We start from the raw sequence: 26,769 nt of genomic DNA on the forward strand, positions 1-26,769 counted from the left end.
CCGAATACCGATCATAGGGGACATGGATCTTCCGGGGGCGGTGTCATGGGAAGCGCCGCCCGGCCTGACGGCGGCCGTCCGCGTTCCGGCAGGATGGGTCCGTCACCGCTTCATTCCCGGTTCGTCGATGAGGGCTCCCGTATGAGTGAGAACACGATCTCGATCGCCCGAGTGTTCGACGGCGTCGAGCCCGGCAGCGGGCGGCCGTTCTTCGATCCCGGTCACCCCCGCGCGCAGGACCTTGCCGAGCGGGAACTGCTGGCGGCCTACCTCGACGGCGGTCGGGTGATCGCGCACGAGCGGGGCCGCGACCCCGACCGGCTGGACCCCTCCCGCGGGGAGGCGGTGCCGCGCGACGTCCGCACGGACGGGCGCTGGGTCTGGACGGACGCGGTGACGTACTACCTGCGGGAACACGGCCTGCTGCCCGACCCCGGGCTGTGCGGGCACGCCGCCGCCCACGAGTACCGCTGCCCCGAGGTCGGGGACGCCGAGGCGGACCGCGCGCTGCGCGCCCTGGGGCCGTCCTCGGCGCCTCTGCTCACGCTCGTCCCCGACGCCGCCGGGACCCGCGCCGAGCCCCTGGTGCTGGAGACGTCCGCGGGGAGCCTGAGTGTCTCCCCCGACCTCACACCCGAGGAGTTCGCCGTCCTCGACGAGATGCGGCGGGCCGCCGCCGCCGAGCGGGACGGGGACTCCTGACCGCCCTCCGGCCCGCCGGCGGCGTGTGATCCAGCCCGGGGTCCCGCCGCGGCCCTAGCGGTCCCGCGGCGTCCCGGCAGCGGGTCCGGCCAGAGGCATGCCGGTTTTCCTCGATCTGGCCGGACTGCGAATGGTATGTCTGGTTCTGTTGGGTTTCCTGTGGCGTATGGTTTCCCTGATCCCGGGAGGTGAAGAGGATGAGCGACGAGTTCCGCAGGACCATGGAAGAGCTCGCCGAGGAGTACAACCGGCAGGCGACGCAGCTCCGCGAGACGTACGGCAAGCTCAACGAGCTGAACGTGACCGCGCGGTCCGACGACGGAATGGTGTCGGTGACGGTCGGTCCGCGGGGCCAGGTGCGGGACCTCACGCTCGACCCCCGCGTCTACCGCAAGCTGTCCCCCACGGAGCTGGCCCGGGCGATCATGGAACAGATCGGCGCGGCGACGGGTGCGGTGGCCGACCAGACGAAGGAGCTCATGGCTCCGTTCCTGCCGGAGGGCCTGCCGTACGAGGAGGTCTTCGGTGAGGGGGCGAGCTTCGAGTCGTTCCTCCCCCAGCCGGTGACGCTGTCGCCCGTGGAACCGGAGGGCCGTGGATGACGGCGTCCGGTGACGGCTACTACGCCGAGTGGGCGGACCTGCGTCGCAGGGCGTCGCAGTACGGCGAGGAGCGCGACTTCCTGCGCGAGCGGCGGGACGAGCTGTGGCAGGCGTTCCTGCGGGAGAGCCCCCCGCTGGGCGACGACCAGTACGGCGCGGAGCTGGAGAAGCGGCTGCCCGGCATCATGGACGGGCTCTTCACGGCGTTCGACGCGTACATCGACGAGATCGGGGGCGTCCGGGAGCGGCTGAGCGCGGGCGCCGCGACATACGAGGGAGCCGAAGGAGCGGGCACCATCCCCTCCTCGCGCGGCGTGTGACCTTCCGTGGGGTTCGACGGTTTCCTCGTGCCCGACTGGGCCAAGCCGTACGTCGGCTGGGCCGTCGGGATGGACTGGCCCGAGGGGGACGAGTCACGGTGCTTCCGGCTCGCCGACGCTTGCGCCGCCACCGCGCGGAAGGTCGCGGGGGAGGGGCCGCTGTCCTCCCAGGGATCGCTGGGGACCGCGGGCGGCGTGAAATGGGACGGCGAGGCCCTGAAGCTCTTCGCCGAGCACGTCAAGAAGGTCTCCGGGGGCAGGCAGGCCGAACTGGTCGACCGTCTGGTGTCGGCGGCGCTGGAGCTCAACCAGGCCGGGGTGCAGGTCGAGTACACCAAGAAGATGATCGAGGTGTCGGTCTGGTTCCTGATCTTCCAGCTCGGCTGGCTGCTGGCGGCCTCGATGGGCCCGTGGGGCGCGCTGTCGCTGGCGCTGATCGGCCCGCGGGTGCAGCTCACCCGGATGACGATCCAGCAGATCGCCCGGCGCCTGCTGGTCAACCTCGCCCTGTTCGGCGGACTGGGCGTCGGGATGGACCTGGGGGTTCAGCTGTCCCAGTCGCGGCGCGACGGCATCGACTGGGAGTCGGTCAAGGCGTCGGCGATGATGGGCGCGCTGAGCGGCGCGTTCCTCACCGCACTGCCTGCCGGGCTGTCCGGGCTGTCGACCGCGGGGCTGCGGGCGGGGCTGAGCCGGGCCGAGATGACGGCCTTCGAGAAGTTCCTGGCGGCCTCCACCAACTCCATGTGGGGCATGATGGGCCAGTCCGGGCTGGCCAACGGGGCGGCCACCGCGATCAGCCTGGCGATGAGCGGCCAGTTCGACTGGGAGATGGTGCTCAAGGGCACCACGGCCGGCGTGGTCGGCGGCGCGGACGCGCACTGGGCGGGGCAGCCGACGGTGCGCGGCGCGGGCGGCGACGGCGGGTCCGCCCACGGCGGTGACGGCGGCGGACCCGGCGGCGGCCCGGCGGGCGGATCTCCCGCCGGGGGCACGGTCCCGCACGACCCGGGCGGGCCGTCCGGTCCCGGCGGGGTCACGCACGACCCGGGAGGACCATCCGGCTCCGGCGGGACTCCGCCCGGCCCCGACGGTCCGCCCGGCTCCGGGGGTGTGGTTCCGCATGACCCGGGTGGGCCGTCCGGGCCCGGTACCGCGGGCGCCCACCAGGCCGGTTCCGGCCGCCCCGCCGACCCGGTCACCGCCTCCGGCGGCACCGCTCACACCTCCGGCGGATCCGCTCACGCCCCCGCGGACCCGGCCACCGTCCTGGCGCGGGCCGTTCCCCCGGCCGTCCTCGGGGTGGACGGCACGGCCCCGCCGCACGCGGGTTCGCAGGTGTTCCCATCGGCCCTTCTCGGGGCGGACGGCACGGCCCCGCCGCACGCCGCTTCGCAGGCCGTTCCCTCGCCCGTCCTCAGGGCGGACGGCACGGCCGCGCCGCACGCCGCGCCCCTCGCGGACGCGGCGCCTCCGTCGCGAGTGCCGTCCCACGCCGAGGCGGCCGCCCCGGCCTCCGCCTCCAGGTCCGGGGGCGGGCCCGCCGGGTCCGCCGTACGGACGGAGAACGCCGCTCCGGGGGCCGCCACCCACCCCGGGCCCGGCGCCGTCGTACGGCCCGGCCCCGCTGACGCCGCGCACTCCGCTGCCGGAAACGCCGTCCGTCCCGGGCACGGGCCCGAGGCCGCGGTGCCCGCCCCGCGGGACCCGGTCGCCACCGGGGAGAGCGCTCCGGCCGTGCGGCATGAGGCGGGGAGCATCGACTCGCTGATCAACCACGGGGACGACCCGGGAACCGCGACCGTCCTCACCGGGCAGCCGGACCCGCCCGCCCCGCACCCGCTCCCGGACGCCGGCCCGGACACGGCGCGGCCGCCGCGTCCCATCACGCTGCGCGACCACGAGAGCTTCGCCCAGAGCGTGGCCACCGGGATCACCGGGCCCCGCGAGCCGCTCAGAACCGGCGCGGAGAGCCTGCGGGCCGACCGGGTCACCCTGGGCGACGGGACGCGGGCGGTGGACAAGGAGTTGGCCGGCCGGGACGCCCGGGACCGCGAGTACCTCACCTCACGCCTCGGGCAGGCCGTCGGGGCCGACGTGGCCGCCGTGCACATCACCGGCGAGCGGCACGTCCTCATCGACTGGGTCGGCGGGGAACGGGCGGAGGTCCGGCTGAACCCCGACGGGAGCTGGGAGGCGCCGGGCCACCACGACACGGCGGACGGTGTCCTGCTGGGCCTTCTCGACACGCTCACCAGCCACTACGACCGTTTCCGGTTCCCCGACGCCGACCTCGACCTGCGGGCGGCGGACATCGACCTGCGGGTCGGGGAGAACGGCGGGCTGAGGGCGTTCGACCACGAGAAGGCGTTCCAGGGGATCCTCCCGGACACCCGCAACCCCTTCGTCCGGCACTTCTTCCGGGAGACGTCCCCGATGCGGGTCGAGTGGGCGGGCAACCCGCTCAGCCGGCGCGACATCGAGGTCCTGGGCGCGCGGATCGCCGCGCTGGAGGGCGAGTTCCGGGCGCTGGGCCGGGACGACTGGTACGCCAACGCCAAATTCGCCTTCGACCGGATCGCCGAGCACGCCGAGGGCACGACGCCGCTCCTCGACGCCCGGGAACCCGCCGCTCCCCGCTCCGGCCGGACACGGGACAGGGCGTCCGCTGATGAGGCGCGCGACGGTGCACCCGGGGGTGAGCCGCGGGACAGGGCGCCCGGGGGTGAGCCGCGGGACAGGGCGCCCGAGGGTGAGCCGCGCGGCGTGCCGTCCCGGGACGGCACGCCGTCGTCGGACCAGGCCGCGGCGCGGCTGATGGATCCCGGTGGGGAGCTCGGCGGGAGCGCGGCGAGCGGGGTGCGCCATGTCCGGCTCCTGGACGCCGACGGGATGCGGGCGGAGATCGTCACCTTCGGTGATGGGCGTACGGCGATGCGGCTGACCGGCCGGGACGCGGAGGCGGCCGAGGCGGCGGCGCTGACCCGGGTCGCGCTGGGCCTGGACGGCCCGGCGGTGCACCGCTCCGGCGACGTGGTCTACCGGGAGCACGGGGACGACGCGCTGCGCAGGAGCATCGAGACGGGCATCCGCGATGCCCGGCTCATCTCCCAAGGACAGCACAAGTTCCGGGAGCTCGTCACCTTCAACGACGGAAGACGGGTGTTCCGCGAGGAGTACGAGACCACCCTCGACGCGGACGATGCCGAGGCGGCGGCGATGCCTCCCCGGTCCACGGCGGACGCCCACGGAGGGATCCACCGCGCGAGCGAGACGGCCGTCTACGTGACCCGCGTCGAGGCGGCCGACGATCCGGACGTGAAGCCGCTGGTGTGGAGCGAGCCGCCGGGCCACGCGGCCAAGAGGGCTCTGTACGACGTCCTGACGCTGGGCGAGACCTTCACCACGCACGTGATGAAGACGAACGCGCGCGGCGAGTCCTTCCTGGGCGTCGAGCGGGGCTTCGCCGACGCGTGGGAGAAGGCCCTCCTCGACCGCTTCATCGGCCGGGAGATCTACTCCCGGTCCGACATCGTCGACCTCAGGATCCTCAGCAACCGCCTCACCGGGGAGGACATCGCGGCCGTGGCGGCGCGGCTGGAGGCGTTGCGGCCGGAGTTCGAGCGCCGTGGGTGGCAGCGCTGGCACGACGACATGACGGAACGGTTCGAACACCTCGGGCAGCGGGCCCGAGGTGGGGAGAATCCGCTGCTGACCGGTCCGGACGCCGTCCCGCACGGCCCCATCCCGCCGGAGGGGGCGCCGCAGGTGCCGGTCGCCCACCCGGAGGACACGGCGTGGCCGTACGACCCGGCCACCACGCGGCCCGATGAGGCGCTCGCCCGCGTGGTGCGGGAGGGCGATCTGGGACGGCTGAACGAGGCGCTGGCCGACCCCGCGGCCCATCCCGACGACGTGGCCCGGGTGCGGGCGTACGCGGAGCTGGTCAACGAGGGCCTGGCCGAGCTGCCGCACACCCAGGGGACCGTGCAGGCGCGGATTCCCGTCGGCCGGCTGCCCGAGGGGCTGGCCGCCGGCCATGAGTTCACCGCCGCGGGATTCCTGGAAGGCGTCGACGACCCCCGGTTCCTGCCGGACATGGACCACGGCGCGCGGCTGATCATCCACGGAGAGCACACGCGGGTGGGCGACCTGTCCGGCAAGCCCCACCAGGTGATCTTTGAGGAGGGCGCCCGGTTCAAGGTACTGGGGATCCACGAGACCTCCTACGGCGTCAAGGAGTACTTCGTGACCCGCGTCTCCGACGTGGAGGGGGCTCTTCCCGCCGCCCGGACGGACGGGTTGCCGGAGACCCCGCCCGAGCTGCCCGAAAGGCTGCGGAAGCACTTCGACGAGCACCGCGAGACGACCGACGCCGGCGTGTGGTACCGCGACCTGAGCGACCCCGACGACCGGATCCTGGCGAGCAGCGCGCGCACCGTACGGAAGATGGACGGCCTGTTCTACGTGGACGCCCACGGCAGCCCGAAGGGGGTCTACATCGGCTCGGACAGGCTGAGCCCCCAGGAGCTCACGGCGCTGCTGCTCAACGAGCCCGGCCTGCGTCCGGACGATGTGGTCTACCTCGGCAACTGCAGGGTCGGCACGGGTGAATGGCCGTACGCCCAGGAGGTGGCGAACAGGACCGGCCACGTGGTGGTCGCCTCCGACGGGCTGATGAATGTCAACTCGCACGGTGACGTCGAAACCGTGAACGACTCGGATGCTCTTTCCCACACCATGACCGGCCGCGGGCGGCTGCTGATCTTCCTGCCCGAGGATCCGGTCCCCGCCGCGGCGTGGGAAGGAGTCCGGCGTATCCGGGACGACTGGCTGGAGGGCATCCTCGACGACCCGCTCGGCTCATCGACCCCGCCGGCCTCCCACCCACCCGTCTCCGGTCCGGACGCCTCCCACGGGCCCGTCTCCGGTCCGGACGGCGCCGGTCCGGCCGACCCGGGCCCGCCCGGTTCCGCTCACCGGGACACGCACGGTCCGGTCGTTTCCCGTGACGCGGGGGATCCCGTCGCTCACAGCCGTGACGCCGGGAGATCCGCCTTCCGGGACGCCGAGGCGCGGGACGCGGATTCCGCCGGGACCCGGGACGCGGCTCCGGGCGATGGCGCGCGCGACGCCGGGACGGGTGACGGCACACGGCCGTCGCAGGAGGGGATCACGCCGCCGGACCACGCCGGGACGCGGCTGATGGATCCCGGCGGGGAGCTGGGCAGGAGCGTGGCGAGCGGGGTGCGTGACGTCCGTTCGCTGCACGCCGAGGGTGTGCGGGCGGAGATCGTCACCTTCGGGGACGGGCGGACGGCGGCGCGGTTGACCGGCCGGGACGCCGAGGCGGCCGAGGCGGCGGCGCTGACCCGGGCCGCGCTGGGCCTGGACGGCCCGGCGGTGCACCGCTCCGGTGATGTGGTCTACCGGGAGCACGGCGACGAGGCACCGCGCGGGGGGCACGAGTCCCCCGCCGAACGGACCAGGCGCGGCATGTACACCGTGCTGACCATGGGGGACGGCTTCACCCCGCACGAGGTGACCGTGGACGCGCACGGCGTGCACCGCCTGCGGGCCGGCGATGAACCGCCCGCGCGGTGGGGCGGGCGGTTCCCCGAGGAGTTCCTCGTCACGCACCGCCCCCAGGGGACGGAGGCACCCCATGTCACGTTCCGGCAGAACAGGCTGAGCCCGCAGGACGTCGCGGCCGTCTCGGCGCGGCTGGAGGGGCTGCGGCCGGAGTTCGCGCGCCGGGGCCGGCTCGACTGGCACGACGGGCTGATGGACCGGCTCGGGCACCTCTCCCGGCACGCGGACGGCGAGCTTCCCGTGCTGGGCGACCTGGACGGACACGCGGCGGCCGGGACCGGTGAGCGGCCCGTGCCGGCCCACCCGGACGGCCGTACCGAGGTCGGTGCGGAGGGGCGACCGGCCGCGGGGCCGCGCCCCCTTCCGGAGCTGGAGCCGCGGCACCGGGAGACGATCCTCTCGTCCCGCCGCGAGGTCGACGCGGGTCTGTGGTACCGCGACCCGGACTCCACGGTGACGCCCACGGCGGACATGCGGCTGCTGCGGCGGACCGAGGGGGTGATCGACGTCGGCATCGCGGGGACGCCCACGGAGTTCCGCATCGGGGAGCGGAGCCTGTCCGCGAGGGATCTCGGCGTGATGCTCGCCCACGACCCCCGGGTGATGGCCGAGCCAGGGGCGGCACTGCGCGTCCTCGGCTGCGAGACCGCGCAGAACCGGGCGGCCATGCAGGAGCTCGCCGACATCACCGGCCGCACGATCATCGCCGGTGACCGGTACGTGTTCATCGGCGCCGACCGTCAGGCGCACACCGCGGGCATCCCCGGCTATCTCCCCGACGGCCGCCCGGCGTTCCCCGGGGCGGACGACGGCGCCTGGCACGTCGCGGTGCCCGAGACCCCCCACGCGCGCCCCGAGGTCCCCGCCGAGGTCGTTCCCGAGCGGCCGGCCTGGCCGGCGGCTCCGGTGGGCGAGGCCCGCCCCGCCCCGCTCACCGAGGAGTCCCTGCTCCGGCTGCTGGAGGGAGGCGAGCCCCACCGCGAGCTGATCGGCGCGGGCGAGGACGGGGAGGTCTACCGGGTCACGTTCGCCGACGGCACCGTGGCCGTCCGGAAGGAGATGTACTACGGCGACGTGCGGACGGCGGAGAACGAGCTGCTCGCCTCGCGTGTCGCGGAGGCGATCGGCGCCCCGGTCCCGCGGGTCCTCAGGGACCCCCACCGCGCCGGCGCCGTCTACATGGAGCTGGTCGAGGGGGAGAGCGCCTACGGGATCGCCCCTTACCTTTCGGCGTACGCGGGCAGGCGCGACGCCGTGCTGCTGGGCCTGCTGGACGTCCTCACGGTCAACCACGACCGCCACCCCGGCAACCTGCTCGTCACCGACGACGGCCGGCTGGTCGGCATCGACCACGGCAGGGCGTTCCACCTCCGCTACCCCGGGCTCGACGTCCACGACGGCGCCCCGTTCACCGGCAACCTTCTCGGGCGGACCCCGGACGGCGGCTTCGGGTGGATCGGCAACCCGCTCACCCGCCAGGACGCCGACCTCGTCGTCGAGCGGGTCCACGCGCTGCGCCCGGAGTTCGAGCGGCTCGGCCGGGGCGGCGACTTCGACGTCCTCATGGACCGGCTCTACCGGATCGCCGAACACGCCGAGGGGGACGTGCCGCTCCTCGCCCACGACGCCCCCGCCGGCGGGCCCGTGGCGCACCACTTCGGCGAGCACGGCGAGCCGGTCTCCTACACCCGGGACACGGAGGCGTTCGACCGGGTCTACGACGACGCCGCCACCCGCTTCGCCGAGGGCGAGCCGGTGGACGCCATCGTCCCCTACATGACCGAGGACGCCACCGACGGCGTCGGCGCCCCCGGGGGCGGGCGCGGCTTCGGGGTCGAGCTGGAGTTCGCCCTGCCGCCCATCCCCTGGAAGGACTGGCCGCCGGTGGTCGAGTCGATCGCCAGGGAGCTGCACGACGCGGGGCTGGCCGAGGACCCGATCGTGTACGACTACCACGACTCCGGCAAGGGGTACGACCGCGGCTGGCGGCTGGAGCTGGAGGCCGACAGCGGCATCGCCGGCGAGGTCATCTCCCCGATCCTGCACGACGACCCCGCCTCCTGGCATGACCTGGAGCGGGCCGCCGGGATCATCCGGTCGCACGGCGGCGAGGCCACGGCGCTGACCGGCGGTCACGTCCACGTCGGGATCCCCGACTACGGGACGTCCGTCGCCAGGCACGTCCGGCTGCTGAAGATCTACCACGCCTTCGAGGACGTGCTGTTCCGGATCGCCCAGAACCCCGTCGACGAGCTGGGCATGCACCGCGGCTACGACAACTGCCTGCCCAACGCCGACCCCAGCCACTACCGGGCGAGCTTCGACAACATCCGCCTGTACAACCTGGGCGTCTCGGCGGTGAGCATGACGGACGCCCGCGGGCTGCCCAGCGACCACCTGGAGTTCCGGATGTGGGACGGCCACGTCGACCCCGGGATCATCCAGACACGGATCAAGCTCTCCCTGGCCCTGGCCGAGCTGGCGTCCCGCGAGATCGGCGACATCCCCCCGCCCGAGAGGCTCGGTCATCACGAGGAGCGGCTGCGGAACGGCGAGCGGATCTCTCGGGAGGAGGAGACCGCGTCCTTCCGCGCACTGGCGGACCTGGTCTTCTCCCGCACCGCCGACAAGGAGCAGCTCACCGCGCTGTTCGCGCTGAACAACTGGCAGCCCACGTTGGAGAGATACATGAAGCTGATGGAGGATTGACCCCGTGAGCATCCGGATCCGCAACACCTCGGCGGCCCAGGCGCCGCCGTCCGAGCCGCTCAGGGACGACGGCACCCCGTACGTCTACGAGATGATCGACGGCTGGTGGCGGGTCTACGCCGACGACCCGGCGGAACTGGTGGCGGAGCTGGTCCCCGGCTACGCCGAGCTGCCCGGCGAGGAGCAGCGCGCCGCCGCCCGGCTCCGCCTGGCCGTGGACTTCCAGGTGCGGCTGCAGGCGCGGCTCGCGGTGGACGGGGACCTCGACGCCTGCACCCCGGAGGAGCGGGAGGTCATCCTCGCCGACCGCGCCGAACCGCCCGCCCCGCTCGCCTGGAACGCCGCCGTGCCGCTGGTGCTGGTCACCTCCCACTACGAGCCGCACGCCCCCCGGCTCCGGCCGAGGGCGCCTGCGGGGGCGGTGATCTGGCTCGACCCCGCCGACGACCAGAGCCTGCTGACCAGCCTCGCCGGGGCCGGCCTCATCCGCCTGGGGCGGGCGGCGTGACGGCGGGCACACCGGGAGCGCCGGACACGCTGCGGATGCTGGACGTCCGGAGCGGGCGGCTCATCGGCAGGGTCTCGTTCGGCGGCGACGGCGGGCTGAACTTCGAGCCGCCGGCCCTCCGGGCCGACGTCGAGATGATGGCCGTCGTCCGGGAACGGTCCCCGCGGGAGGCGTTCGACCGGCTCAACGGCTGGACCAACGGCTATGTCCGTTTCATGCCGGAGATGCGCCTCGCCCGGGTCTTCGACGGCGTCGGAGAGGACGGAGCGCCCTACTTCGCCCCCGGCCACCCGGTCGTGGACGACCCGGCCGAGCGGGAGGGGCTGGCCGCCTACCTGGAGGCCGGCACGCCGATCCTGTCCACGACCGGCCTGGACGCCGACCGGGTCCGGCCCGAACGCGGGACGGTGGTGCCGCTGAGCTTCCGCACCGACGGCGCGTGGATCTGGACCGACACCGTCGCCTACTACCTCCGCGTCCACGGGATCCGCCCGGACCCCGACCTCTGCGCGCACATCGACGCCGCCGGACGCCGGTGCCCCCCGGTGAACGAGGCCGTGGCCCGGCACGCCCTCGACGAGCTCCGACGCCTCTCCGCCGCCTGACTCCTCCGTCTCCTCGCCGCCCGGCCGGGAGCTCAGTCCTCCACCGGCTCCTGCGGCGGCATGAACGCCGTCTGGACCAGCCGCGCGCCGAACTTGCGGTCGACGTAGTAGCCGCGGCCCGGCGGCAGCGGATGCGGGCGCACGTTGCCGAACAGGAAGCCCTCGTCCTTGTTGCCCGACAGGACGACCGCGGGGCTGGCCATGTCCTTGAGCCGCTGGACGATCGGGTCGAACATCGCCCGTCCCATGCCGCCCATCGCGCGGGACACGATCAGGTGCAACCCGATGTCACGGGCCTGGGGCAGCAGCTCCGCCAGCGGCTGCAGCGGGTTGGACGAGGTCGCGACGAGATCGTAGTCGTCGACGACGATGTACAGGTCCGAACCCTGCCACCAGCTCCTGCTGCGGAGCTGCTCGGGCGTCAGGTCGGCCGGGGGGAGCCGCTTGAGCAGCGCGGCGCGCGCGTCGCCGATCAGGCCGGCCGCCGCCGCGCTGGAGGCGGCGTAGCCGATGCGGTGCTCGGTGGCGGCCGAGTCCAGCAGGGTCCGCCGGTAGTCGATCACGATCATCATGGCCTCGCGCGGCGTGCGCCGGGCGACCAGGCCCTCGGTGATCAGACGCAGCAGGTTGGACTTCCCGCTCTCGGTGTCGCCGACGACGATGAAGTGCGGGTCGGTGTCGAAGTCGAGCATGACGGGCGACAGGGTCGCCTCGTCGATGCCGATCGGGATCCGGCCGGGGCCGGTCTGCTCGATGCCGGGCAGGGTCTCGGACGGCAGCACCGGCGGCAGGAGTCGCACGCCGGGGGCGGGGAGGCCCTGCCAGGCCTCCCGGACCGCGTCGACGAGGGCGCGCACGCCGACCGTCAGGTCGTCGGCCTTGCGGACGCCGTCGATCCGCGGCAGCGCCCCCAGGAAGTGCAGGCCCTCCCGGGTGAGGCCGCGGCCCGGGGTTCCCTCGGGCACGGCCAGCGACGCCTTGCGGTTGACCTCGGACTCGTAGGCGTCGCCCAGTTTCAGCTCCACCCGGGTGCCGAACAGGTCGCGGATGCCGGGCCGGAACTCCGACCACTTGTTGGTGGCGGCCACGACGTGGATGCCGTACCCGAGACCGCGCGCGGCCAGGTCGGTGATGACCGGCTCCAGCGACTCGAAGTCCTGCCGGACGGTCAGCCAGCCGTCCACCACCAGGAAGACGTCACCGAACCGGTCGCCCTCGATCGCGCCGTCGGCCACCTGCCGCCGGTAGACGGCGATCGAGTCGATGCCCTGCTCGGCGAAGTCGCGTTCCCGCTGCTCCAGCAGGGTGGAGATTTCGGCCACCGTACGGCGGACCCGGTCGGTGTCCAGGCGGGTGGCGACGCCGCCCACGTGGGGCAGGCCCTCCAGCGAGCCGAGCGAGCCGCCGCCGAAGTCCAGGCAGTAGAACTGCACCTCGCGGGGGGTGTGCGTGAGCGCCATGCTGGTGACGAAGGTGCGCAGGATCGTGCTCTTGCCGCTCTGGGTGCCGCCGGCGACGCCGACGTGCCCGGCCGCGCCGGAGACGTCCAGCCAGAACGGGTCGCTGCGCTGCTCGAACGGCTTGTCGATGATGCCGATGACCGCGTGCAGCTGCCCCCGGCCCGCCCATCCGGTCGTGGTCAGGCCCAGCTCGGGAGTGGCCGACAGCGGCGGCAGCAGGTGGGCGAGGGTCGGCGCGTCGGCCAGCGGGGGCAGCCAGATCCGGTGGGCGGGCGGCCCCTGGCCCCTCAGCCGCCCGACGACGATGTCCAGCAGGCTGCTGGAGTTGCCCTTGGCGGGGGAGCTCTCCGCCGGGGTCAGCTCCTTCTTGGGAGGCTCGGCCGGGACCGGCACCGGCGCGAATTCCGGCCCGTACTCCACGATCTCCCACGGCGCCGCGCCGCCGTCCGCGGAGGTCGCGCGGTGGGGGTCGGCCTGGTAGGCGCCCGACACGTAGGCGGCCTTGAACCGGGTCATCCCGGTGGTGTCGAACTTCAGGTAGCCGTTGCCCGGCGCGGACGGCAGCTCGTAGGCGTCGGCGACGCCCAGCACGACCCGGCTCTCCATCGCCGAGAAGGTCCGCAGGCCCACCCGGTAGGACAGGTGGGTGTCCAGGCCGCGCAGCCGGCCCTCCTCCAGGCGCTGGGAGGCCAGCAGCAGGTGCACGCCGAGCGACCGGCCGAGCCGGCCGATCATCACGAACAGCTCGATGAACTCCGGCTTGGCGGTCAGCAGCTCGCTGAACTCGTCGATCACGACGAACAGCGTGGGCATCGGGCGCAGGTCGGCGCCCTGCTCGCGGGCGCGCTCGTAGTCGCGCAGGGAGGCGTAGTTGCCGGCCGCGCGCAGCAGCTCCTGGCGGCGGATCATCTCGCCGTGCAGGGCGTCGTACATGCGGTCGACCAGGGGGAGCTCGTCCTCCAGGTTGGTGATGACCGCCGAGACGTGGGAGAGCGTGTCCAGGCCCAGGAAGGTCGCGCCGCCCTTGAAGTCGACCAGGACGAAGTTCAGGATCTCCGAGGAGTGGGTGATCGCCAGGCCGAGGACCAGGGTACGCAGCAGCTCGCTCTTGCCCGAGCCGGTGGCGCCGATGACCAGGCCGTGCGGCCCCATCCCGCCCTGCGCCGACTCCTTGATGTCCAGCTCGACCAGCCGGCCGTCCACACCGAGGCCGATCGGCACCCGCAGCCGGTTGCGCCCGGCCCTGGGACGCCAGGTCACCCCCGCGTCGAGGCGCGCCGGGTCGCCGACGCCGAGCAGGTCGGTCAGCGAGGTGTTGACCGCCAGGACGTCCTGGGCCTCCCCGCCTCCCTTGGAGGTGGACGCGCGCAGCGGCGCGAGCTGCCGGGCCAGGCCCTCGGTCCGCAGGAAGTCCAGGCGGTCGGGGTCGCCGAGCCGGGTCGAGCTGCGCTTGCCCGCGTGGTCCACCTTGATCATGTGGAAGCCGTCCGGCTGGACGTCCAGCCGCAGCGTGCTCTTCTCCTCGATCACCCCCGCCGACCCCGACAGGTCGATCACGGTGACGCCCTGGATGGCGTCGGTGCCGAGCTGGGAGTCGTGCGGCACGTGCCCGCCGTCCAGGATCAGCACGTGGTACGGCAGGGCGTCGGCGGAGGCGCCGGGCCGGAACCGCGCCCGCTCCTTCAGCTCCCCGCCGACGAGCCGGTCGAGCTCGGCGAGGTTCTCGGCCATGAGCCGCACCGGGCCGGCGGCGTCGGTCTCCTCCGGGTGCAGGGCGTGCGGCAGCCACTTGACCCAGTCCCACTGGGCCATCCACTCCTTGCTCGCGCACACCATGATCCGCATGTCGTCGGGGGAGTGGAACACGGTGATCTGCGCGATCATCGCCCGCACCAGTTCGCGCACGGCCACCGGGTCGCCGGTGAGGTTGATCCGGGCGAAGGAGTGCAGGGCCACCGCGACGGGCAGCCCGGCGACCGTCGAGTGCGCCCGGACGAACCTGCGCAGCGCACCGGAGGTCAGCGCGTCCAGGTCCTCGACCGGCCGGGAGTCCGGCGGGACGAGCTGGATGGCGAGCTTCTGGACGCCGGTGCCGAGCCGTACGGTGCCGAAGTCGTCGTCGCGGGGTCGGCGCTCCCACAGCCGCTGGCTCATCGCGACCCACCACAGCGACTCGGGGTCGGGGCCGCTCCACTCCAGCGCCTCGCGCTGCTGGACCGCCGCCCGCCGCGCCCGCTTGCGGATCTGCGACAGGTAGCGGAAGTAGTCGCGGCGCAGGCCGTTCAGCCGCTGCCGGCGTTCCCCGGACTGGCGGCCGAGCTGCCCCATCGTCATGCCGAGCATGGAGACGCCGAACAGGCCACTGGCCACGTACATGATCGGGTTGGCGTTGCCGCCCGCGGTGAACATCAGGCCCATCGCGGCCGCGCCGGCCACCATCGGAAGGTAGGTCAGCACGGCCATCATGCCCTGCGACTGCACCTCGGGGACCTCGGGCGGGGATTCGAGCAGGATCTCGCCGCGCGGTGGCTTGGGCGGGGGCCGGCGCTCGGGGCGCCGTACGACGACGATGCTCACCCTGCGGATGCCTTCCTGGTTGTTCTCAGCCGTCCGCGGCGCCGTCCGTCCGGCGCCGTTCGGGTACGGCCATCGCACATGATCCCTCTTCTTATCGCTACCGTATCCGGCATATCCCTGATGTCCGTGATGGATGTGGGAAAAGGAGGACAACTGTGAGGTCGCTGGCCCAGCCGCCCGTCCCGCTCCCGGCGCCGCAGAGCGCGCTCGCCCAGTTCGCCGCGCCGCTGCCCGCCCTGTGCCACGTCACGATCGTCGGACCCCGCAAGAAGGCCGACCTGGCGCTGCCCGCCGACATCCCGCTCCCGCATGTGCTGCCCGGCCTGCTGCGCGCGATGGGCGAGATCGGGGGAGAGGCGGCGGCGGCCCCCGGGTGGGTGCTCCAGCGCCCCGGCGGACCGCCCCTCGACGTCGCCCAGAGCCTGGGGGCGCTCGGCGTGCTCGACGGCGAGGTTCTCTACCTGCGGCCGCGCGAGGCCGCGGCGCCACCCGCCATGTTCGACGATGTGGCCGACGTGGTCGCCACCGGTGTCAAGGAGAGCGCAGGCAACTGGACCTCCTCGCACACCCGCCTGGTCGGGGTGAGCTCGGCCCTGGCCCTGCTGGCCGCCGGGGCGGTGACGCTGGTGTTCGCCGGACCGCCGTGGACGGCCTCCGCCGTGGTCGCCGGGGTGATCGCCCTGCTGCTGGTCGTGGCCGGGGCCCTGGTGTCCCGGGTGGTGGGCGACTCCTTCGCGGGCGCGCTGGTCGGCCACGCGGCGCTGCCGTACGGCTTCATCGCCGGGCTGCTGGCGCCCGCCGGGAACGGCGGGCTGACCGGGCTGGGGGCGGCGCACCTGCTCGCCGCGTTCGCCACCGTCGGCCTCGTGGCGACGGTGGCGTTGATCGCGATCTCCGACGGCGTGCAGGGGTTCCTCGGCACGGCCATCGCCGCGATGGCCGGGGCGGTGAGCTCCGGCGTCGTGATGGTCTCGGACGCCTCCCCGGCCGGGGTCGCCGCGGTCACGCTCACGGTGCTGCTGGCGTTCAGCTCCCTGATCCCGACGGTGGCGTTCCGGGCCGCCGGCATGCCGATGCCCTCGATGCCCACCAACGCCGAGGAGCTGCGCGGCGACAACCAGCGGGTCGACGGGCCGTCGGTCCGGGAGCGCACGCTCCGGGCGCAGGCCTACGCCACCGGCATGGTCGCCGGGCTCGGGATGGTCGCCCTGGGGACGGAGCTCTACCTGGCGCTGGTGAACGACTGGGTCGCCATGACGGCGACGGTGACGCTGGCGCTGACCCTGCTGCTGCGCTCGCGGGTCTTCCGCGGGTTCGGCCAGCGGCTCTGGCTGGTCACGGCGGGCCTCGCCGGCCTCGTCTTCTTCGCCCTCGCCCGGGTCGCCGGCGCGGGCGGGGTGGCGGCGATCATCGCGGTGATGGGGCTGATGTGCGCGGCGGCGGTCGCGGCGGGTATGGGGCTGTGGCTGCGTCAGGGCAAGCCGTCCCCGTTCTGGGGGCGGGCCGGGGACATCGTGGAGATCCTGCTGATCATCACGCTGTTCCCGCTGGCCCTCGGCGTACTGGACGTCTACGCCTGGGTGCGCGGCCTGGCCGGCTGAACCGGGGCGGCTCCGTCCCTGGGAGCGCCTCCGTTCCCGGGAGCGCCTGTGGTTCCCGCGGCGGGTGCGAAGCGGCGGCGTGGGTGGAATGTCGCCGAGTGGATTGCGGAGGTGTGATCGGGTGCGGTTAGCTTTCCGCGGAAACGGACCTTTGTAGCAGTCCGGATGAGTGAGTGCGGGGCAAGAGGGGACGACCGATGACGGCGGAGTTCGGGGATTTCGCGAACATTGATGTTGACAAGCTCCTGAACGGAGCCGACAGCCAGTTCGCCCGGATGGAAGAGCTCCAGAAGTCCCTGGCGACGCTGGTCGGCCGCGCCCAGGACGAGGACGGCCTGGTCACCGTGGAGTACGCCGCCGAGGGGTTGCAGGAGCTCCAGCTCCACCCCAAGGCGATGCGGCTCAGCTCCGGCGAGCTGGCCGAGCGGATCAAGGAGGTCCTGCACGCCGCCACGCGGGACCTCCAGGACCAGGTCAACGCCGTCATGGCCGAGACCTTCGGCGAGGACGACAACCCGATGCGGTTCGCCCAGGACCCGGACGCGGCGCTCCAGCAGCTCAAGAGCGCCGAGGCGGCCTACAACCGGACGTTCGAGGACGTCATGGGCGAGCTCGACCGCATCCGCCGCCGTCTGGACCTCTGACCGGACCGGTGCCGCTCCGGGGCGCGGGCGGCGGATCAGGCCTCCGGCATTCCCGGAATCTTCGGCATGCCCGATGCCCCGGGCATGCCGGACGCCCCCGGCATCCCCTTGGTGGACACGGGAAGGCCCTCGATCGTCACCTGCTCGAAGGCGGGGATGTCGCCGTTGGTCGGGGTCGTCGCCGTGGACAGTTTCTGCTGGGTGGACTGGGAGAAGAACTGGCCGGCCATCACGGCGATCGTCGCGGCGGTTCCCAGGACCATGAGGTTCTTCCTCGCCATGTTCTTCAGGCCTATCTGGAAGGCGTTGGCGTACGTGATCCCGGCGGTCTGGGTCGCCAGGGAGACGGCCTGCCCGACGACGGGGATGAACTTCCCGGCCATCGCCGCGAGGGCGAGCCCGAACAGGACCTGGGCTCCGAGAGTCGAGACGATCGCCCCGGCGTACGACATCTTCGCGGCTCCGTCCATGCAGCCCCCGACGGAGTCGTTCATCTGCTTGCACTTGTCCAGCTCGGCGCAGAACTTCTTGTAGGCCGCGTCGAACTCCTCGCGGCCCATCTTCTTCCACTCGTCGTCCGTCACGGCCTCCGCAGCCTTGAGGATGGCGGCCTTCGTGCCTTCGATGTGCGGGTTCAGGCCCTTCCACCCGTCCCCGCATCCCTGGATGTCGCTCGGGCTGGAGTACAGGACGCCGATCGCCGCCGCGGCCGTCCGGCTGGCGTAGGTGAACATCGGACTGTTGGGGATCGCGGCGCTGGCCACGCACAGGGCGAGCGCCGTCGTGTAGAGGCCCGTCCCGGCGCTGTAGGCGTCCATGTCCGCTCAGACTCCCTTGAGTGTGTTGGCGTCCTCGGCGGCCTTGATGACCGTCGATCCCTCTTTCAGCTGCCCGCTCATCGTGGTGTTCAGGTGCGTCTTGGCCGACTCCAGGTATCTGACCATGTTGTCGCGGGTTCCGTTGTGCGCGGAGTTGAGCCCCATCAGGCCGAGCACGCCCAGTCCGGGGAAGCCGCCCAGGTCGATGCCGGTGGCGTTGGAGTGGGCGACGGCGGCCTCTCCGCCCTCGTCGCCGATGGCCTTGAGCCTGCCGCTGAGCTTGGTCAGCGAGCCGGTGTCGGCCTTGCGCCATTGGTCGCCCACGCCGTTCGTGGCGAGGTACTGCTGGCGCTGCTGGGCCGCCTGCTTCTTCTGCTCCTCGGCGGCCTTCTTCTTCTGCTCGGCGGGACTCAGGCCGCCCCCGGCACCGCCGCCGGGTGATCCACCCGGTCCCGCGCCGCCTCCGGGATTGCCGAGGCCGGGCATCCCGCCACCGCCCGGGTCCCCGCCGCCGGGTGATCCGCCCGGCACCGCCGGGGTCTCCATCCCCGGCGTCCCGGATCCGGGAGTCTCGGCGCCCGGGGCGCCCGTGCCGGGCAGTGAGGCTCCCGGCAGCTCCGCGCTCGGGGTCTCCGGCTGGCCCGGAAGCGCGGGGTCGGCAGGGTTCTCCGGGGTGGGAGGGGTGGAGGAGTCGGCCGGGCTCCCGGGGCCGGGGTCGCCCGGGGTCTGCGGGGTGCCGGGCTCGACGGGGACGGTCGGATCACCGGACCCCGGACCGGCCGGGTCACCGGTGCCGCCCTGGTCGCCGGTTCCGGGGCCGCCGGTGTCTCCCGTGCCGGAGCCGCCCTGGTCACCCGTCCCGGAGCCGTCGGAGCCGCCGGGATTCCCCTGGTCGCCCTGGCTTCCGGAGTCTCCCGGGTTCCCCTGGTCGCCGGAGCCGCCCCCTTCGCCTGAGTCCGACTGGCCGTCGGCCGCGGGCGGACCGGGGTCCTCGGTCACGTCGCCGTTCGGGTCGTCGGGGTAGATCTCCCCGTCCGGTCCGGCCGGGTCGTCGGAGCCGCCTCCGTCGCCGGACCCGGCGGCGTCGTCGTCCGGCCCGCTCGGCTCGACGTATCCGGGCTCGTCGCCGGATCCGCCGTCCCCGGTGTCGCCCGGGTCGTGAGCCTCGCCCTCGGGGACCCCCGCGCCGCCGTCCGGGGTGTCGGACCCGTCGGCGCCGGAGTCGTCGCCGGAGCCGCGCGGGCCGTCCGTGCCCGTACCGCCGTCGTTCACGGTCCCGCTGTCATCCACGGTCCCGCCGTCGTTCGCCGTCCCCCCGGGACCGGTACCGTCATCGGCTCCCGCGCCGCCACGGCCGGCCTCGCCGTACGGGTCCGTGATGATCTCCTGCTTGGGGCCGTCGTCGGGGGATCCGCCGGGCGCGGCGCCGCCTGTTCCGGAGACCGCCGCGGAGGCATCGGCGCCGAGGGCGGACGACGCGGGTTCCGTGGCCAGGTCGATCGGGCCCTCGTAGCCGGTCATGCCGGAGAAGCCGGACTCCGCGGACGGCTGCGCCGCTCCCGCGCCGTCGTCGGCGGGGCGGATGATCTCCACCGGGCCGGTGGTGGGCGGAGCCGAAGTCTCGCCCCAGTTGAGCAGGCGTTCGATGTCAGGACCCTCGGCCACCTTCACCCTCCCGTCACGGCACGCAGTGATCGTCAACAGTAGCCCACCTGCGTTTGGACGGTACAGAAGTGGATGAAGCATCAACTATTCGCCCGGGAGGCGATCGGCGCCGCCGAGTGGCCATTAACGGGGTAAATGCCCTTTGGCCTGGGCGTTTCTTTCGAAGACGTGGAAATGTTATGAGGCCGTAATATATTCGCGAGTTATTTGTGGGGCTCTAGATCGCTAGCATGCCATTCGATGATGTTCGCGGGGGTAGTTCCTTTTGTCGCTCTGTGTGACCAATGCGCCACGGGGCCGGCGCGAGGACGTGGCGCCGTGACGAAGAGGTAGCCCCATGTCACGGAGGTGACCGGTGGATTTTTACGGTGCGAGCCCAGAGAAGATCAACTTGGGTGCGACCCAGGTCGTCGACACCGCGCAGTTCGTCGAGGGTCTGCGCAGGGGCGTCGCGACCACGACCCAGGAGCTCACGGCCTCGGGCTGGCTCGGTGCGGCGGCCGTCAAGTTCCAGCAGGCCATGACCAAGTGGGACGAGCAGGCTCTCATCATCCGGCGTGACCTGGAGGACATCGCCGACCGGATGGGCCAGAACGCCGTCACCTACAGCGGGGCCGACCAGGATGTGCAGTCCGGTATGAACCGGGTCGACTCGCTCATCAACCTTCCCCCCCGGTAGCGCGTCCCCGTACACGGTCAGAGTAAGGAGAGTTGAATGTCCAGCAACGCGGGTGACTACACCAAGGTCGACTTCGGCCACATGGAGCGGGTCCAGGAGCAGCTCCTCAAGGTCGTCACCGACATGGACAAGGCCACCGACGACCTGGTCACCAAGCTCCGGCAGACCCTGGGCGAGCAGGCCTGGTCCGGTGGGGCCTCGCAGTTCTTCGAGGAGCACCGGGCCAAGTGGGACCGGGCGGAGCAGGAGATGGGCCGTCAGCTCCACGAGGCCGCGGTGGCCCTCGGCGTCGCCAACGACAACTACCGGGCCGCCGAGGCGCGCAACAAGGCGATCTGGTCCAGCCACTGACGCGACCGGCACACCGGTCTCCGCTCGGTCACCGTGGCGGCGGTGACCGAGACAGTCCGTCTCCGGTCGCGGGCACGCGGCCCGCGACCCGGCCTCTCCACAAGGGGTGATCATGACCAGCAAGGACGCCATGGACGGCGGCAACGACCGCGCGCTCTGGGTCGACCCCAACTGGCCCGGTCTGGACGGCTCTCCCGGCGCGGAGTTCAGCCCTTCCAAGATGCGGGCGATCGCCAGCGACCTGGAAGAGTACGCCCGGATGCTCAAGGGCCCGGCCTACTCCGAGGGCTACACCACGGGGACGGTGCAGGGCGTCAGCGAGAACGGCGAGCTGACCTCCAAGGAGATCGGCGCCTGGAGCGCGGCGCAGGCCTTCGCCCACACGGTCGGCAAGTCCAGCGGCGACGAGGGCGCACAGGCCCTGTGGAAGGTGTACGGCCTCCTGGCCCAGCGGCTGGACGAGGCCATCAAGGCGATCAGGGCGAACGCCGACGAGTACGACGGGGCCCGCCACGCCAACGGCGGCTGAGGCGGGACACGGGGCAGAAGCGGGCAGGGGAAGGTGCTGTGGGAAGCGAAACCAAGGTTCTGCTGATCCGGTCCTATAGCGCGGTTCCGGACGCGGGGACGGTCTCCGCAGGCAAGAGCGAGATCCAGAGGCTGCTGAACGACACCTCCGCGACCGCCGTCAACGACGCGGGGTTCGCCTACGGGAAGGCCGCCGGCACCATCGACACCGTCTGCGGCGCCCTGCAGCGCAACGCGGCCGAACTGTCGCGGGTGTGGGGCGGGGACGCGGCCAAGGAGGTGCAGAAGGCGCTGCAGATGCTGCACGCCACCGGTGCCGAGCTGTCCTCGAAGATGAACCAGATGTCCACCACCCTGCGGCTCTACGGCGGCGAGTACCTCCCCCAGGCCATCGCGAAGATCGAGAAGATCCCCGACCCGAAGCTGCCGACCCCCACACCGGGGCCCTCCCCGAGCCCCGGGGGGGCGCCCCGCGCGACCTCGTCGCCGTCGCCGACCGCCACCCCCACCCCGACGACCACGCCCGCTCCCAGCGCGACTCCCCCCGGGGAGACGATCCTGACGCCGGAGGAGGCCGACCGGGCGGCGCGCGAGGTACTGAAGGAGCTCAACGAGAAGATCGTCGACCTCTACACCTCGTACGTCCCCCCGCACGTGTCGTACGAGCTGCCGGTCGTGGAGCTGCCGGGCGGGCCCGGCGACTACCGGACCACCCGCTACTCGGACGGTTCGCCGAACAACGGCTCGATCTTCTCCGGGAACGGCTCGGGCGGCGGGTACGACCCCAGCGGTTCCTCGTGGCCCGGGGGGTCCGGCGGTTCGGGTTCCTCCGGTTCGGGTTCCGGTTCCCACGGTTCCGGCGGCTCGGGCTCTGACGGCTCGGGTTCGGGCGGCAACGGAGGGAACGGTGGCGGTTCCGGTTCCGGCGGTTCGGGCTCGGACGGTTCCGGCTCCGGTGGCACCGGCACGGACGGTTCCGGCTCCCACGCACCCGGCGACACGGGGACGAACGCCCCGGGTGCGAACGACCCGGGCGGGAACGGCGCCGGCGCGAACGGGCCCGGGGCGAACGGACCCGGCCGGGACGGCGACGGCACCGTGCCATCCGTGATCGGCGGGGAGAACGGCTCCCGGTACGACCGCACCACCGAGATGGCGAGCTTCAACCCGCAGACGCCCCCGAACACCGTCTCGCCGTACAACTCGTTCGGGCACCCCAACCCGGTGATCGGCAACACCGTGACCCCGAACCCGAACGTGACCGCCTTCCCCAACGTCACGACCAACGTCCCGCCGATCCTCGGCGGCCCCGGCACCGGAAACGGCCCGGGGAGCGGGTTCGGCTCCGGGAACGGCTCCGGCTGGGGCTCGAACCCGAACGGCGTGACCTCCGCCGTGCTGTCCCGGGGCACGACGGGTGGCCCCGGGATGATCCCGCCCTTCATGGGCGGCGGCGGCGCCGAGGGGGAGCAGGAGGAGCGGAGCTCCGGCATCCCCATCTCGGAGGTCGACGACGTCTGGGGCTCCGCCGAAGGCGGGGGACCCTCGCTGCTCTGCTGAGGCGTCGCCGTCCGCCGTGATCCGGCCCGCCGGGGAGCACCGCTCCCGCGGCGGCGGACGCCGCCGGAGTCCGGCCGGCGGTGCGACCGGGCAGCGGGCCGTACGGCGGACGCCGAAGATCCGACGCGGGTAGGGTGATCGCTTACCCGGAGGTTCCGGGGAGACCATCCGGAAAGCCGCACGGAAGAGGACGGTGGTCATGGCCGATAACGGTGAGAAGGCCGCGCGTGGCGGCGCCCCCCGGGAGGTCGGCTTCACCGAGGGCAAGGTGAAGGGGCTGGGCGGCTCCATGGGGCAGCACGTCCAGCCTCTCAAGGACCTCTCCACCCGGACCAAGGGCTTCACCTTCGACTGGCCCGGCTGCGGCGTGCTGGGCATCGGCATCGACAGCGCCCACTCGCAGGCGTGCAACGAGGGCGCGACGGCGCTCGACGCCGCCGCGGCGACGCTGGAGTCGTGGCAGCACTCCCTGGCCGAATCGGACAAGTTCTACAAGGACGCCGACGAGCACAGCAAGATCAAGGACCCCGGCGGGGGCGGCAAGGACAAGGACCCCGGCTCGGGATCCCCCTCCGGCCGGCCCGACATCGAATCCCTGCTGAACGGCTCGCCTCCCGGTGGCTCTCCCACCGGCCCCGGGTCGATGGGGCCGGGCGGCGGACTGCCGGGTGGCGGGCTGCCCGCGCCGAATCTGAACGGCGGGCTGCCGGGCCCCGGCTCCGATGTCCCCGGCCTGAACGGCGGGCCGCCCGGAACGGACCCGTCGAAGGCCGGCCCCGGCGCCCCCGGGACGAACATGCCCGGCACCGATGTCCCCCGGCCGCACATCCCCGACCCGAACACGACCACCCCGAACGTGCCCGTCCCGAACGCGTCCGTCCCGAACGCGTCCGTTCCGAACGTGCCGGACCTCAACGGCGCGCTCCCCGGCCGTGACCAGGGCGACCCCTCCCGCTACAACCCGAACGCCACGCATCTGGCGGGCTACGACCCGAACGACCTGCTCGCCCAGCAGGCCCGGCAGGCTCAGCAGCTCCAGAACGCGGTGCCGCCGAACTGGCCGGGCGACCCGGGAGGGCAGGGCCAGCCCCCCGGCAACTCCCAGGAGAACCAGAACAACCAGAACCAGGGCAACCAGAACCGCGGGGGCCAGGGCGGCGGTTACGGCGGGAGTTCCCTGTCGCAGGCGGTGCGTCCCGGCGTGACCGGCGCGCCCGGCACACCGGGCATGGGCGGCATGCCGATGATGCCTCCCATGGGGGGCGGCGGCGCACCCGGCGGCAAGGACGAGGAGAGGGAGCCCTCGGGGCTGCTGCGCGGGAGCGAGCAGGACTGGGAGGACGACGTGGACATCGCCCCCTCGGTCATCGGGCACGAGACGTGACGGTGACGACGGGCGGCAGGGCGGAAGGAGCGCCTCGTGGCGTATGAGAACGACGTCCGGTGGTTCACGGCGTCCGTGGCGGCGACGGTCGTCGCCGCCGGGCTGATCAGGAGCAAGCAGGCGCTGGCCGTCCCCGTCGCGCTCGGCCTCCTGGTCTCCAACCCCGGCAGCATGAAGAAGGCCGCCGAGGGCTGGCGCGACCAGGGCAAGGAGGGCTCGCCGGAGAACCTCGACCGGATCGTGGCCGACATCAAGAACCTGAAGAAACAGGTCAAGGAGAACAAGCACTGGGAGGGCGAGGCCGCGGAGACCTTCAACACCGCCGCGGACTCCTTCCTCGCGGCACTGGACGACAACAAGAGGTACCGCCATGCCGCGGGCGAGTGCGCCGACCAGACCGGGAACGCCTACCACGCCGCGGCCGTGTTCGCCGGCAACGTCGCCGCGGTGATGCTCGGGCTCGGGGTGGCCTTCCAGGCCGCCAGGCTCCTCCCCCCGGTCCTGATGGCGACCGTGCAGTTCGCGATCCTCCAGATCGTCAACAAGATCAACACCGTGGTCAACGCCGTGGTCAAGCGGAAGATGGTGCTCGTGACCGCCGCCGCTTCCATCTTCACCGCGGTCAACTCTCTGCAGATCAGCCACCGGGCGCTGTTCTTCGGCATGAAGACCGCTCCCGGTCAGGCCCCGGACTTCACCCAGGCGGGCCTGCAGTACCAGAAGGGGATCGGCCTCACCCCGAAGCCGGGACAGGGGAGCCCGCCCGGCGGCGCGCCCCCGCTGACGGCCGGCGTCGAGGCCTGACCGCCCTCCGGATCCCCCCTTCCGCCGCCCGCGCCAGGCGCCGTGCTCACTGCTGCGGCGGGGCCGTCACCGGCGGGGCGGCCTGGATCGGGTTCCTGGCCGCCTCCGGGTCGAGCGCAGGCCCCTCGGGGATGAGGTGCAGCAGGTGGGCCGGCAGCGGCGCGACGTTCTGCTGGCCGTACCCGAGGTTGGGCAGCAGGTCGGCGGACGGGATCGCGTGCCGGCGTCCCTGGTCGCCGATGAGGTAGAGCGGCCCGACGGCGTCCAGCCTCCCCTCCCCGGGCAGGACGCCCACCAGGGCGGCCGAGCCGGGGGTGAGCAGCACCTGGTCGGCAAGCTCCTGGTTGAACCAGCCCTTCGGCGGCTGCGGGATGGGCTTGGCGGCGCCCGTCGTCAGCACCGCCCGGGTCGATCCCTTCTCGGTGCCGGAGTAGACGGCGCAGAGCGGGGTCGAGCCGGACACCGTGGTGATCTTGGGCATGGCCGAGGGCAGGTCGGAGGTACCGAGATCGGTGGCGGACGCCTTCGTCGCGTTCACCGTCGCGGCGTCCAGCTCGATCGGCCGGGCGGACGCGCCGCGGTACGCCTTCTGCTTGATGACCGGGCTCTGCAGCAGCAGGGCGGCCTGCGCCGGGGTGAGGGACGCCAGGCCGTCGGGGAGCAGGACGTACCAGCGGACGGTCATGCCGGCCACCGGCGGCACCGTGAACACCGTGCCGGCCCGGTAGCGCTTCCCGTCCGGCCCGGCCACGGCGCGGCCGAGGCCGGGGATGTCCGGGCCGCGGAAGGCGGGCCCCTCGGGCAGCGCGTTGAGCCAGGCCGCCGGGACCTGCCGGGGCCGCCCGGGGGTCATCGTCCGCACCGCCTCTGCCGGGACCCGCATCCGCCGGTTCGACCAGAGCATCCAGGCCTGGCCGCCCTCCTCCACGACCACGGCCGAACCCTGTTCGATCGGGGCGCCGCCGACGTCGATGCCGCCGAGCAGCGTGGTGTACGGCCTGCGCTCGTTGCCGGTGTCCACGCCGTCGACCACGCACGCCGTCCAGGGGCCGCGGACCAGGCGGTCGGGGGCGGGCAGCGACTTGGGGGCGCCGGCGATGCCGACCATCGCGTCGCGCCGGAACTTCGCGAGCGAGGCCGCGCTGACCGAGCGGACCTTCACCTGCTGCTCGCCGAGCAGCAGCCGGGCGGAGGTCACGTTGTCGACCGGGATCAGCTTCTCCTTGGGGGCGCTGTAGACGAACACCGCGCCCGACTCCTCCTCCACGAGCACCGTCCCGGGGGCGGTGAGCGCGGTCGCGCTGCCGGGTCGGAGCAGCCCCAGGATGCCGAAGATCGCCGCCACGACCACCGCGACCAGCGCGGAGCCGAACATGGCCACGTTGTGCCGGCGCGTGGGCGTCTCCGGCAGGTCCGGCTCGCCCTGGAGAAGGGCCATGCTCAGGCGCTGGGTCATCAGCTTGTACGCCTGGTAGAGATCACGACGGGTCTGCATTCCACCTCCGCGTCGCGGTGTGACGGTAGCCGACAGCATAGAAGCGCGATCAGGTGCACGGCATCACCGGCGGGGCCGGTGAACGCCCTGTGGCCCCGGGGTTTCGGGGTGCCTAAAGCCTCCTGAACAGGCCGTCGTGACCTCCGGAGGGGCGCGGGGCGGGTG

At 73.1% G+C, this 26,769-nt stretch carries 18 protein-coding genes; 14 read left to right on the forward strand and 4 right to left on the reverse strand.

The window, feature by feature from the left end:
- The first annotated feature begins 141 nt into the window (after nucleotides 1–141).
- The 6 genes from AB0D67_RS22795 (at nucleotide 142) to AB0D67_RS22820 (ending at nucleotide 11,038) form a co-directional block, all read left to right on the forward strand.
- Entirely contained in the window at nucleotides 142–702 is a 561-nt protein-coding gene (locus tag AB0D67_RS22795) for a hypothetical protein (protein WP_362939056.1), read from the forward strand.
- Between the two features lie 197 nt (nucleotides 703–899).
- The gene (locus AB0D67_RS22800) at nucleotides 900–1,304 is read left to right on the forward strand and encodes a YbaB/EbfC family nucleoid-associated protein (protein WP_362939059.1); all 405 of its coding nucleotides are present in this window, start codon (nucleotides 900–902) and stop codon (nucleotides 1,302–1,304) included.
- Entirely contained in the window at nucleotides 1,301–1,624 is a 324-nt protein-coding gene (locus AB0D67_RS22805) for a hypothetical protein (protein ID WP_362939062.1), read from the forward strand. The genes AB0D67_RS22800 and AB0D67_RS22805 overlap by 4 nt, the downstream gene beginning before the upstream one ends.
- A 6-nt stretch (nucleotides 1,625–1,630) precedes the next feature.
- Nucleotides 1,631–9,925 (forward strand): hypothetical protein, encoded by an 8,295-nt coding sequence (locus AB0D67_RS22810; RefSeq protein ID WP_362939065.1) that lies wholly within the window; start codon nucleotides 1,631–1,633, stop codon nucleotides 9,923–9,925.
- A 4-nt stretch (nucleotides 9,926–9,929) separates the two neighbouring features.
- The gene (locus AB0D67_RS22815; protein ID WP_362939068.1) at nucleotides 9,930–10,433 is read left to right on the forward strand and encodes a hypothetical protein; all 504 of its coding nucleotides are present in this window, start codon (nucleotides 9,930–9,932) and stop codon (nucleotides 10,431–10,433) included.
- On the forward strand, nucleotides 10,430–11,038 hold the full coding sequence (locus tag AB0D67_RS22820) for a hypothetical protein (RefSeq protein ID WP_362939071.1): 609 nt from the start codon (nucleotides 10,430–10,432) through the stop codon (nucleotides 11,036–11,038). Before AB0D67_RS22815 ends, AB0D67_RS22820 begins: the two co-directional genes overlap by 4 nt.
- Before the next feature lie 32 nt (nucleotides 11,039–11,070).
- Here AB0D67_RS22820 and eccCa read toward each other — a convergent pair whose 3' ends face one another.
- Entirely contained in the window at nucleotides 11,071–15,075 is a 4,005-nt protein-coding gene (gene eccCa, locus AB0D67_RS22825; RefSeq protein ID WP_362939074.1) for a type VII secretion protein EccCa, read from the reverse strand.
- Nucleotides 15,076–15,230: 155 nt separating this feature from the next.
- Between eccCa and eccD the strand changes: the two genes are divergently transcribed.
- Both eccD and AB0D67_RS22835 read left to right on the forward strand, forming a co-directional pair.
- On the forward strand, nucleotides 15,231–16,676 hold the full coding sequence (gene eccD, locus AB0D67_RS22830) for a type VII secretion integral membrane protein EccD (protein WP_362939077.1): 1,446 nt from the start codon (nucleotides 15,231–15,233) through the stop codon (nucleotides 16,674–16,676).
- Nucleotides 16,677–16,873: 197 nt separating this feature from the next.
- On the forward strand, nucleotides 16,874–17,320 hold the full coding sequence (locus AB0D67_RS22835) for a YbaB/EbfC family nucleoid-associated protein (RefSeq protein ID WP_362939080.1): 447 nt from the start codon (nucleotides 16,874–16,876) through the stop codon (nucleotides 17,318–17,320).
- Between the two features lie 35 nt (nucleotides 17,321–17,355).
- On the opposite strand, the gene AB0D67_RS22840 is transcribed toward AB0D67_RS22835, so the two are convergent.
- Nucleotides 17,356–18,138, reverse strand: a complete 783-nt coding sequence (locus AB0D67_RS22840; RefSeq protein WP_362939083.1) for a hypothetical protein — start codon at nucleotides 18,136–18,138, stop codon at nucleotides 17,356–17,358.
- Nucleotides 18,139–18,144: 6 nt separating this feature from the next.
- A complete protein-coding gene (locus tag AB0D67_RS22845; RefSeq protein ID WP_362939086.1) occupies nucleotides 18,145–19,839 on the reverse strand; it encodes a hypothetical protein in 1,695 nt (564 codons plus the stop codon).
- Nucleotides 19,840–20,158: 319 nt separating this feature from the next.
- On the opposite strand from AB0D67_RS22845, the gene AB0D67_RS22850 reads away from it, so the two are divergent.
- From AB0D67_RS22850 to AB0D67_RS22875, 6 genes are all read left to right on the forward strand, one after another.
- Complete coding sequence (locus AB0D67_RS22850) at nucleotides 20,159–20,482, forward strand: WXG100 family type VII secretion target (RefSeq protein WP_362939089.1); 324 nt, start codon at nucleotides 20,159–20,161, stop codon at nucleotides 20,480–20,482.
- Nucleotides 20,483–20,518: 36 nt separating this feature from the next.
- Nucleotides 20,519–20,833, forward strand: a complete 315-nt coding sequence (locus tag AB0D67_RS22855; RefSeq protein ID WP_362939092.1) for a WXG100 family type VII secretion target — start codon at nucleotides 20,519–20,521, stop codon at nucleotides 20,831–20,833.
- Nucleotides 20,834–20,945: 112 nt separating this feature from the next.
- On the forward strand, nucleotides 20,946–21,362 hold the full coding sequence (locus AB0D67_RS22860) for a hypothetical protein (protein ID WP_362939095.1): 417 nt from the start codon (nucleotides 20,946–20,948) through the stop codon (nucleotides 21,360–21,362).
- Nucleotides 21,363–21,400: 38 nt separating this feature from the next.
- Complete coding sequence (locus tag AB0D67_RS22865; protein WP_362939098.1) at nucleotides 21,401–22,921, forward strand: WXG100 family type VII secretion target; 1,521 nt, start codon at nucleotides 21,401–21,403, stop codon at nucleotides 22,919–22,921.
- A gap of 199 nt (nucleotides 22,922–23,120) precedes the next feature.
- Nucleotides 23,121–24,305 (forward strand): hypothetical protein, encoded by a 1,185-nt coding sequence (locus AB0D67_RS22870; RefSeq protein ID WP_362939101.1) that lies wholly within the window; start codon nucleotides 23,121–23,123, stop codon nucleotides 24,303–24,305.
- Nucleotides 24,306–24,341: 36 nt separating this feature from the next.
- Nucleotides 24,342–25,109: a hypothetical protein gene (locus AB0D67_RS22875; RefSeq protein ID WP_362939104.1), complete on the forward strand. Its 768-nt coding sequence runs from the start codon at nucleotides 24,342–24,344 to the stop codon at nucleotides 25,107–25,109.
- A gap of 46 nt (nucleotides 25,110–25,155) precedes the next feature.
- Here the strand turns inward: AB0D67_RS22875 and eccB are convergent, their stop codons facing one another.
- A complete protein-coding gene (gene eccB, locus AB0D67_RS22880) occupies nucleotides 25,156–26,604 on the reverse strand; it encodes a type VII secretion protein EccB (protein WP_362939107.1) in 1,449 nt (482 codons plus the stop codon).
- Nucleotides 26,605–26,769: the final 165 nt, after the last annotated feature.

The organism is Streptosporangium sp. NPDC048047, assembly GCF_040653115.1.
In the GTDB taxonomy this organism is placed as follows: domain Bacteria; phylum Actinomycetota; class Actinomycetes; order Streptosporangiales; family Streptosporangiaceae; genus Streptosporangium.

What these genes read in the sequence shown, in the direction of transcription:
- AB0D67_RS22870 (WP_362939101.1), top strand. Translation starts at nt 23,121, where the DNA reads ATGGCCGATAACGGTGAGAAGGCCGCGCGTGGCGGCGCCCCCCGGGAG.
- AB0D67_RS22795 (WP_362939056.1), top strand. Translation starts at nt 142, where the DNA reads ATGAGTGAGAACACGATCTCGATCGCCCGAGTGTTCGACGGCGTCGAG.
- AB0D67_RS22835 (WP_362939080.1), top strand. Translation starts at nt 16,874, where the DNA reads ATGACGGCGGAGTTCGGGGATTTCGCGAACATTGATGTTGACAAGCTC.
- AB0D67_RS22860 (WP_362939095.1), top strand. Translation starts at nt 20,946, where the DNA reads ATGACCAGCAAGGACGCCATGGACGGCGGCAACGACCGCGCGCTCTGG.
- AB0D67_RS22855 (WP_362939092.1), top strand. Translation starts at nt 20,519, where the DNA reads ATGTCCAGCAACGCGGGTGACTACACCAAGGTCGACTTCGGCCACATG.
- AB0D67_RS22800 (WP_362939059.1), top strand. Translation starts at nt 900, where the DNA reads ATGAGCGACGAGTTCCGCAGGACCATGGAAGAGCTCGCCGAGGAGTAC.
- eccB (WP_362939107.1), bottom strand. Translation starts at nt 26,604, where the DNA reads ATGCAGACCCGTCGTGATCTCTACCAGGCGTACAAGCTGATGACCCAG.
- AB0D67_RS22840 (WP_362939083.1), bottom strand. Translation starts at nt 18,138, where the DNA reads ATGGACGCCTACAGCGCCGGGACGGGCCTCTACACGACGGCGCTCGCC.
- AB0D67_RS22805 (WP_362939062.1), top strand. Translation starts at nt 1,301, where the DNA reads ATGACGGCGTCCGGTGACGGCTACTACGCCGAGTGGGCGGACCTGCGT.